2 protein-coding genes are annotated in these 7,233 nt (G+C 36.2%); both read right to left on the bottom strand.

What is annotated here, in order from left to right:
- A partial coding sequence (locus tag AB685_RS24500; protein WP_047973203.1) for a condensation domain-containing protein occupies positions 1-1,972 on the bottom strand: 1,972 nt, incomplete at its 3' end.
- Positions 1,973-2,005: 33 nt separating this feature from the next.
- Positions 2,006-7,111 carry an amino acid adenylation domain-containing protein gene (locus AB685_RS24505; RefSeq protein WP_347230884.1) on the bottom strand — a complete coding sequence of 1,702 codons (5,106 nt, stop codon included), beginning with the start codon at positions 7,109-7,111 and terminating at the stop codon, positions 2,006-2,008.
- Positions 7,112-7,233: the final 122 nt, after the last annotated feature.

Below are 7,233 nucleotides of genomic sequence, written 5' to 3' on the forward strand. Positions count from 1 at the left end.
GTACTGTCGTATCTTCCGTGATATTAAACTCATCTGCAAAAGATCGTACATACGATATACATCCCGCATGCTCAATCATGACACTTTTTGGTTTCCCACTAGTTCCTGACGTGGAAGTTAAGTAAAGTAAGTCCTCTTTTTCATTAATGTTTACCGGGTTTTCTTCACGCTCAGAATACGTATCTTCGGAAAATAGATCTAAACAAATATAGTCTCCCTCTGGCACCTCTACCCCCTTGCCTACAAGAACCACTTTTGGAGCATAATCTTCTAGGATGAAGTTTATTCGTTCTTTCGGGAAACTTGTATCAATTGGTCCGTAGGCTCCACTAGATTTCATAACGCCATAGATACCTATCATCATTTCCATACTTCTTTCCGTGAGTATGGCTACTATGTCATTTCTGCCAACGCCTATCTCCCTCAATTTGTGTGCTATAGAATTGGCTTTTTTATTTAACTCATCGTAACTTAGTACTTCCTCTTCATATACAAGAGCGATATTTTCAGGTGTTTTTTCAACTTGCTTTTCAAAATGCTCTATTAACGTTTTATCTGTATAAGTCTTATCTAGAGAGCTGCCTTGATTGAATTGCTTTACTACCTTTTCCTTTTCTTTTTCATCTATTAAGTTTAAATGATCGATATTCTTCCCTGGGTTATTTATCATTTCTACTATTAAATAATCTAGTCTTTCTAATATAAGCTTGATCTCTTTTTCCGAAAATTTGTCAATATCATATAATATATCTAGAACTATTTTATCTTGGACATCAACTGCTACACATATATCATAATTTGTTTCTTCTCTACCAGATTCTTCAATAATTTCAAAATCAAAAGATATATCCATATCTGAATTTGAAATATAATAGTTTTCAAAAACAAATAGTGTGTCAAAAAGTTTCCCTTGCATAGCGCTCTGTTTTTGTATCTCACTGAGTGAAAAATATTCGTATTCTTGGCTTAGTATGGCTTGTCTATCCATATCCCTCAATAGCTCTAATACCGTTGTGTCTTTGTTGGATCGGACACGGACTGGATTCGTATTTATAAATAAACCAATTGCATTCTCAATATTTTCAACCCTTCCACTTCGCCCTGAAACAACTTTCCCAAATACAACATCATCACAATTATTATATTTTTGTAATAATATGCCCCATGCTGTTTCTATTATTCGATTTAATGTCATCTTATGAGTTCTAGCAAATTCTTTTACTTTCTCACTTCTTTCGGTAGTCATAGTGTGAACTACGCAGTTCCCCTCAGAGGGAGCTGGTTTATCTTCCATAGGAATAAAACCAGCCACAGTATCATAGCCAACTAAGAGATTTTTCCAATATTCTTCAGCCTTTTTATGATCTTGAACTTGTAACCATTTTATAAAGTCGCCATAAGAACCAACTTCTTCTCTTTCAACAACAACTTTATTCCTTAAAGTATTACAAGTTAATCCACTATTCAGGAGTTCATAAAGCCTAAAGAAATCACCTATGATAATAGAATTACACCAACCATCTATAAGTATATGATGAGAGCTCCAGAGTATAATCCATTCATCACTACTTACCTCTATAAGGGTTACACGGAGTAAACTATCACTTTCTAAATTAAAATCCCTTTTAATATCTGCATTTTTTATAGAATTTATCAATTCTGTTCTTTCATAGACAGGTGTATCTTTAATATCTTCTTTATGCACTTCGATTTCCCTATCTTTTAAGACAACTTGCCAAGGTTTCCCTGTAGACTTTGCTATAACAATAGCCGTTCTTAAGGTGTCATATTTTAAAGAAAGCAGAGAAATAGCTTCTTTAATATACACCTCATTAATCTTCCCCTTTAAAGTAAATGCATTTTGAATAAAGTAACTAGAATTATCATGATCTCTAAGTTTTTCAAATAGTATGCCTTCTTGAAGGGGAGATAATGGATAGATACTTTGTATATTCTTTTTACTATTCATCATTAATTTCCTTTCATGTTAGAGTTAGTCGTTACTCTAACTAAAAACATTAAGTATATCTTCTAGTTCTTCCATTTCCATTTCTAATGCATCGAAGTCAGAAGGTGTAGCTACTACTTCTTCTTGAGTTAAACAATGATTAATAACTTCAATTAATGATTCAGCATAGAGTCTACAGAATTCACCTATGCTTTCTTTAGTGAATTTATCTTCTTTATAATTTACATATCCATACAATTTTTTATCGATTTTTTGGATATCAATACTTATGTCATAAAGCAATTCATTATTTTCATCAATTGTTACCCCAGGATTTTTAGAAGACATTTGATATCCATATTCATCACTAATACTTAGGTCCATATCACCCATATAGTTAAAAGCTATAGAGGAATTTAAATTTCTCTCTTTCGGATTTTGCTGTTTCCATAAAGAATATCCAATTCCAAGGTTCGGAACCCTTCTTAACATTTCTTTAGTTTCTACTATGCTCTCCTTCATACTCGAAAAACTTTGTAAATGAATTGGATAAATACTTGTGAACCATCCTAACGTCCTATCCAAATGGATATTGGACACAATGTCATTTCTACCATGGCTCTCCAAATCTATCGTAACTTTATTCATTTTTTTCCATTTTTTCATTGCTAGCATTAATGAGGTCAAAAGTAGATCATTTACTTCTGTACCATAAGCCTTAAATGATTCAAAAATAAGCTTTCTAGTAATTTCAGAATCAATATCAAAGCTTTCATGTCCAAAACCGTTAAAGGGTTGATTTGTTTCCCTCTCCAATTGACTCTTAGTAATATGATTGTATACTTCTTCCCAGTATTTGCTCTCTTCAACGAATATTGTACTGTTCGAATATTCTTCTATAGCATTTGTCCATTGTTTATATGATGCAGTTTTATTAGGTAAGACTATTTCCTTGTTTTCCATAGCTAAGCCATAAGATGTTACAAAATCTTCTAATAAAATTCTCCAGGATACACCATCTATAATAAAGTGGTGTATTGCTATCATTAAGTAATCACAATCATTTGTTTTAAACAATGCTACTTTCATTAATGGACCATGTTCTAGATTCATAGTTCTCTGAAGTTTAGTACTTTCCTCTTCCATTTTATCTTCGAGATTTTCCCAATCCTCACACTCAAATACTTTTAAAGTATATTTTTTACTTAAGTCCATTGGTAATATTGTTGGATGATGGTCTTTTAAGACGACCCTCAGCATGTCATGAGTTTCTACTAATACATCCAATACATCCCTAATAACAGACGCAGATAATGAGTTTTTACTTTCTAACATTACAGCTTGGTTATAATGATTTCGGTTAGTAAGATCCCAATCAAAGAACATTTTCTGGATAGGAGACAAATCTATTTCTCCATTTACTTCACCTTGTTCATAATGGACTGTAATCTCCTTTACTTCCTTAGCTAAGTTCTCTACACAATGTAACCGCATGATATCTCCAAAAGATATTTCGTATCCTAATTCCCTAGCTTTTGGTACTACCCTTATAGCCTTTATTGAATCTCCACCAAGCTCAAAGAAATTATCCCTTATGCCGACCTGTTCCATTCCTAGGACTTCTTCGAAAATACTGCAGAGTATTTCTTCAACAGGATTTCTTGGCGCAATGTATTCGTCTTGGCGATTATATTCAATAGCTGGTAATGCATTTTTATCTATTTTCCCGTTTATCGTTAACGGAATTCCTTCGATTGCCGCSATATACGTTGGGATCATGTAGCTTGGCAATTCTTTTCTTAAATCACCTTTTAATCTAGAGATATCTAGTTCTTTGTCAGTCTCCATTACGACAAAAGCTACAAGGGTTTTGTCTTCTCCCGATTCTTTGGCGATGACGACTGCGTCTTCTATTCCCTCTTGTTTCCTTAGAACTTCTTCTATTTCTCCCGGTTCTATTCGATAGCCCCGAATACTAAATTGCTCATCGATCCTACCTAAATACTCCAACCTGCCGTTTGGCAGCCACCTTGCTAAATCTCCCGTACGATAGATGATGCCTTCTCCAAATGGATTGTCCACGAACTTTTCTTTYGTAAGTTCTTCTTGATTAAAGTAACCTTTACTTACCCCTGCTCCGGATATGCATAATTCCCCTGGTACATTTATATCGCAAAGCTTGTCTTTATCCATAATAAATATTTTTGCATTGTCGATTGCTTTTCCGATGGATACGCCTTTTGCCTCTTCACCATGGACTAATCCTGGGAAGATAAAATCACAACTACCGACTGTTGCTTCTGTTGGCCCATATTCATTGTGAATTTTTAGATGATCGCCAAATTTATCTAATATGTCTTGGGCGAGACGTGTTCCTAGTTCTTCTCCRCCAACAATTAATGTGTGGAGGTTTTTTAATCGTTTTGGCCTTTCTTGTACAGCCATTTTTAAATGTGCCGGCGTCATTTTCGCAAAACTATATTTGTCTTCCTGGAATATTTCTCTGATGGTTTCTTCTACATCGTGTTCTTTGATGACCAACTTGCCTCCAGAACATAAGGGCAGGAATAGGGTCGTCACTGTCAGGTCGAATCCGACACTTGTAAATAAAGGCGCGGAGACTTCCTCTGGAAGATAGGACCTTTTCCCATACTCCAAATAGTTAAATAGGTTACTATGCTTTACCATGACGCCTTTTGGTTTGCCGGTTGTTCCAGAAGTGTACATGATATAGACTAAATCATTTTCATTGTGAATTTTCGGTAAATTGTCGATCTGATGGACAGATACATGGCACTCTTCGTCCAAGTCCAGGATGGTTGAGTTGACACTTCCTAGCTCTTCTTTTGACAACCATTCCGATTCGCCTCGTAATATGATCTTTGGCTCAGAATCGTCCAGTACAAACTTCTTCCGCTCTAGTGGATAGTCGGGATCGATTGGTATATAACTGCCTCCGGCTTTGATGACGGCATAGATTCCTACCATCATTGCGGCACTTCTTTTTGACAGTATAGCTACTCTTTCTCCAGGTTTAACGCCCAGGCTTCGGAGTTTGTCTGCCAGATGATTGATCTTATGGTTGAATTCTTCATAGCTTAGTTCGATACTGCCATCTACGATGGCGATTCTACCTGGATTTCTCTCCACGGCTTCTTCAAATAGTTCTTGTACTGTTTTTCCTTTTTCCATTGTTTTTTCAGTATGGTTGAAATCCGTGAGTATAGTTAATGTTTCTGCCTCATTGGAAAGCGTAAGTTCCCCAATTGTTCGTTCTGGATTGACGACGATTTCACGAAGTATATTAAAATATTGCTTCACCAGAATTATCATGCTTTCTTTGTTAAATAATGCCTGGCTATATATTAAATTTAGGTTGTAGTGTTCATTGCCATATTCCATATGGAAATCCAGATCAAATTTTGCGACTGGTTTTTGACTGATGGTTCCTAATGTAAAATCTTTTGTTTCAAAAATAACCTCTTCATTGTTTTGTAGCGTAAACATAATATCGAACATTGGGTTTCTGCTGAGGTCACGATTAGTTACAGTTTTTTCTACTAATTCTTCAAATGGATATTCTTGATTTTCATAGGAATTCAACGAATGTTCTTTTATTTCATCTAAAAAGGCTTTGATTGATTTCTCTTTTTCTGGATATCCCCTCATCGCAAGTGTATTGACAAACATGCCAACGATACTTGCAGTATCAGGATGTGTTCTTCCTGATATTGGACTTCCTATGACAATATCTTCTTGTCTACTATATTTACTTATGCATACCATTAAGGCCCCAAGCATGACCATATAGTCCGTATAGCCTTCTCTCCTTGCGAAGGTTTTCAATTCTACTGTGATGTCTTTACCCAATCTTTCTTTAACACTATCCCCTTTAAAGCTCTGGAGTTGAGGTCTTTTTGCATCAAGAGGGAAATCCAATACGTATGGCCTTTCCTTATGAGTATCTAACCAATATTTCTCTTGTTTTCCTAAGTCTTTCTTTCCCATCCATTCACTGTAATCTTTGTAGTGGACATCCAAGGAAGCTAGTGCGTTCCCTTCGTAAAGTTGACAGAAATCCTTGATCAAAATGTTCATGCTCATGCCATCGGAAATAATGTGATGCATGTCAAATAGAAGATAACCTTGGTTATCATTGGTCTTTATGATCTTCACTCTTAATAGTGGTGCTTCTCTTAGATCAAAAGGACGGACGAACTCCTCTAAATATACTTCTGGGAATGGACTTGCGTCCCTTTCTTCCGTTTCTACTAGGATTCTACTTTCAGCCGCAATCTTTTGGATAGCTTCTTCCCCTTCAAAATGAAAACTGGTTCTAAGGGATTCATGTCTTTTGACTAATTCATCGAATACATGTTGAACCTTTTCCTCCTGTACTTTTCCTGTATAGGATAAGCAGACTGGCATATTGTAGCTTAATTCGGTTTCATCCATTTGATTTATCAGGAATAACCGTTTCTGTGCCGATGACATGGGATAGGCTTCCTTCCAATCAGCCCTTGGGATTGGTTGGTAATTCCCTTCTTCCATCGCTTCAATGCGTTTGGAAAGTGATTCTGGAGTTGGAGATTCAAATATATATTTCACTTCTATGCGTTTTTTAAGTTTTTCTTCTAACAAATTCACTACGTTCATGGCCCTTAAGCTATGTCCACCTAGTTCGAAGAAATTATCCTTTATTCCTACTTTTTCCACACCCAAGACTTCTTCAAATACCTTACAAAGTGCTTCTTCAATCGGATTACTTGGGGCAATATAGTCATCTTGCCTTTCAAATCCAATATCCGGCAACGCCTTTTTATCGGTTTTCCCGTTTACAGTTAAAGGGATCTCATCTATTGCCATCATATAGGATGGTATCATGTACTCTGGTAATTCTTTTCTAGCACCTTCTTTTATAGCTGCTAGATCTAGCGCTTCGTTTTCTTTCATCACCACATAAGCGAAAAGGGCTTGAACTCCTTCGTCCAGTTCTTTTGCGAGGACTACGGTTTCTTTTACTCCTGCCTGTTTGTTGAAAACTTCCTCTATTTCTTGTAATTCCACCCTGAATCCCCGTATTTTCACTTGGTGGTCGATCCTGCCTAGAAATTCGATATTTCCGTCTGGCAGCCATCTCACCAAATCTCCACTTTTATACATCTTCCCTTCGCCAAAGGGATTCTCGACAAACTTTTCCCTTGTAAGCTCTTCGCTGTTTAGGTAGCCACGACTGACACCAGAGCCTGTGATGCATAATTCTCCGGGAATTCCGATGCCGCAGA

The organism is Bacillus sp. LL01, from assembly GCF_001037965.1.